Below are 2,976 nucleotides of genomic sequence, written 5' to 3'. Positions count from 1 at the left end.
GCCTGCGACTCAAGCGCAAGCGGGCGGCCTGGGATGACGATATCCGTATGAAAATGCTGGGGATTCATCGGTTATGACTTTCGAATGCGATGGCCCTGCGCCCTGGGTCGGGACGAACATTGACGCTGGTTCAAGAGGAGCAGCTGCGTTTGAAGATCATCGGCTCGAACCCCGCCCAGCTGCAGCTCGAGTTCGCGCTGTGGAATCGTCGCGCGGTCATGCTCGCCATCAAGCAGCTCTTCGGCATCGACATGCCTATTCGTACCGTCGGTGAGTACCTTCGGCGGTGGGGCTTCACGCCGCAGCGACCGGTCAAGCGCGCGCTCGAGCAGGACCCGGCCCGGCTCAAGGCATGGCTTGAGGACGAGTATCCGAAGATCGTTGCGCGCGCCAAGACTGAGGATGCCGAGATCTACTGGGGTGACGAGACCGCCATTCGGCAGGACTCGCACTGGGTGCGAGGTTACTCGATGGCGGGGCTGACGCCTGAGCTTCGACTGCCGGCCGGTCGCCATGGGTCGACATCGATGATCTCGGCGATCACCAACCAGGGCTTGGTGCGCTTCTCGTTCTTCGAGGGCGCCATCGATGCCGAGCGCATCATCGTGTTCTTGAAAGACCTGATTCAGGATGCGCAGCGTAAGGTGTTCCTGATCGTCGACAACTTGCGCGTGCACCGCGCCAACCGTGTCCGCGAGTGGGCTGCCGAAAACACCGAGAAGATCGAGCTCTTTTACCTGCCGCCGTACGCGCCGGAACTCAACCCCGACGAGTATCTGAACCGGGATCTGAAAACGACGATACGCTCCGGGCCGATTGCCAGGACCGCTGCCGCACTTCTCCAGAAGGCGCGCACGTGCATGGAACGGATCGCTGCGATGCCGGATCGAGTGCGGTCGTATTTCAGCCATGAATACGTTCGGTACGCTCAGTAATTTAGCTATTTAATTGCCGGGTTAATAACCCGGCAGCGCGGGCTAGTTCAAGAGTTCATTTTCGACTTTGGCTCACCAATCAGTTCTCGCCGGTAGCGTTCGAGCGACAGTATTTCTTGAAGAACGGGACCGTCGAGTAAACCCGGGGCGATTCAGATCTCACGACCGATGCCCTGCTCGACAGTTTATCCGTCGTCGTCGCGCGCCTTATGCCAGACCAGATCGAAGCCTTGCGCGCGAACGCTGCTCGAAAGTGCAGATCGAATTTGGAGAACAGCACCGGGAGGAGATCTTCCAGATGCGCGCTTCCTATCAGTGAGGCTCATATTGACAACAGCATCCACCAAAGTGCTGGCCGCTCACGTACCGCTTCCGCTGGCCGACAAGGTCGATCAAATGGCCTCAACGCGGAAACGCTCACGCAGCTGGATCATGGAACAAGCGTTATCCGCTTGGATCGCCCAAGAGGAGACGCGCGACCGCCTGACCCAAGAGGCACTCGCCAACGTGGACGCGGGCCTCCTCATCGACCACCTGGCTGTGCAGGCTTGGGCGGATAGCCTTGGTACAGATAGGGCGCAGCCACTGCCGCGCTGATGAGGCAAACGTGCTTCAACACGGCGCTTACCGCGTTACCCCGCTTGTATGAATTCCTGATGGCGCTCTCGAGCAAGCTGGTAGCCGCGTGGGCGGATCGGGCTCTGCGCGCCAGAATGTCGAGCGCACCCGCACCCCACTCCCCGTTCAGCAAGGGCATCTTCCCCGACGTGGAGATGTTGGAGCCAGAGTGACCAGTGTCCTGCTAATTAAAGAAATCCGCGTAAACTTAACTAGTGTTCCGCACTAGTTAAGCGGGCTTAACTAGGACCCCACGACCAACGCTCGTCTAACGGAGCAACGCCGTGATCGGCGCCGTCGAAGTCGACCGTGACGCCGCCTGTCTGGCAGCGGCGTATGTTCTCGGTCACTGTGGGCTCGGTTCGATCTCTATCGGCCAGTGACCTGCGGTTCGGGCATCCAGGATCGTGATCTCGGCGATTCCGTTTGCTGTAAAGCCGATGTTCACGTTCCACCCGAGTGAAACATCCCTCACGATCGGTTCCTCCGAGAAGCCGATGCACAGGATGTCATCTTGCTCGTCGTATCTGATCCTCATCGATGCGCGTCCCTTGCTTCATGTCTACAGGTGTTTCCGTGAGCGCTGCCTCAATCCTCATCTGGGAGCCGGAGAGCAAGCGCTCGGCTTCGCGGGGTGGGAACCCGAGACCCAGAAAGACGTTGCCGCCAATCGGCGTAACGTGAGAGCTTGAAACTGTGTTTTGAGTATCATTCATCCTAGATGGCCCTGCGCAGCGAAGCATCAGATGGTTAGCATAGAGTTCCGCTCTCGCGGACTGTGGGACGATCGAAGCTCGTCCGCCGAGCTTCCTGGTCGGATCTCTTCCACCCGGACTGTATCAATTCGGCATGGTCATCGTACGCCACAAATCGACCAGTATCCCGAAGTGAGTTGTCCGTCTGGCTTCGCGAGTGGACCACTGCCGCCTCAAAGGGACGGATGCTCGGCTAGTTTTTGGAGGAGGACTGTGACACCTAGGCTGTTGTGGTCCACGCGAGTGGTCTTCGACGTCACAGATCGGTGTGCCAAAAGCGCTATGAAATCAAGCTTGAGGTCTTTTAAGCCCAGAGAAACCACAAACGATTGCGCTGGACGCCGTGCAATTTTTTTAGCCTCATAACCCGGGTCGCAGGTTCAAATCCTGCCCCCGCAACCAAAAAAAGTCATTAAAGTCAATCACTTAGCGGTGGTTGGCTTTTTTGCGTTTGGGCCACCAGAATGGTGTTGGCCCAGCTTTGGCCCATGTTGGCCCACCCGTGGCCCCGTCATTTGTTTGTCTCTTTGGCGAGGTTGCCGGCAGCGCGGATTCGGGCGATCTCCCTGAACGCAGCCACAGTCGTTGCGGCGACCAATAGGTGAGGGTCTACGGGAGAGGTTCCAGAGCCCTTGGGCCGCGCGGGGGGGGGGGGGGGGGGGGGGGCC

General features: G+C 58.9%; 3 protein-coding genes. 2 read left to right on the top strand and 1 reads right to left on the bottom strand.

The window, feature by feature from the left end; genetic code table 11:
* Positions 1 to 89 precede the first annotated feature (89 nt).
* Positions 90 to 935 carry an IS630 family transposase gene (locus ACPT9U_RS17380; RefSeq protein WP_435751875.1) on the top strand — a complete coding sequence of 282 codons (846 nt, stop codon included), beginning with the start codon at positions 90 to 92 and terminating at the stop codon, positions 933 to 935.
* A gap of 168 nt (positions 936 to 1,103) precedes the next feature.
* Positions 1,104 to 1,532, top strand: coding sequence for a CopG family ribbon-helix-helix protein (locus tag ACPT9U_RS17375; RefSeq protein ID WP_353798716.1), 429 nt, complete (start codon positions 1,104 to 1,106; stop codon positions 1,530 to 1,532).
* Positions 1,533 to 1,899: 367 nt separating this feature from the next.
* Here ACPT9U_RS17375 and ACPT9U_RS17370 read toward each other — a convergent pair whose 3' ends face one another.
* Entirely contained in the window at positions 1,900 to 2,091 is a 192-nt protein-coding gene (locus ACPT9U_RS17370; RefSeq protein ID WP_004254673.1) for a DUF2283 domain-containing protein, read from the bottom strand.
* Between the last annotated feature and the right edge of the window lie 885 nt (positions 2,092 to 2,976).

It is taken from the genome of Thauera sp. AutoDN2 (genome assembly GCF_051280715.1).
GTDB lineage: Bacteria > Pseudomonadota > Gammaproteobacteria > Burkholderiales > Rhodocyclaceae > Thauera.
Note: the sequence above shows the minus strand (reverse complement) of the source record. Positions and strands in the feature narration are given on the sequence as shown.

Bases quoted from the DNA above. Each gene is read 5' to 3' on its own strand.
- ACPT9U_RS17380 (WP_435751875.1), top strand. From the start codon at position 90: ATGGCCCTGCGCCCTGGGTCGGGACGAACATTGACGCTGGTTCAAGAG.
- ACPT9U_RS17375 (WP_353798716.1), top strand. From the start codon at position 1,104: ATGCCCTGCTCGACAGTTTATCCGTCGTCGTCGCGCGCCTTATGCCAG.
- ACPT9U_RS17370 (WP_004254673.1), bottom strand. From the start codon at position 2,091: ATGAGGATCAGATACGACGAGCAAGATGACATCCTGTGCATCGGCTTC.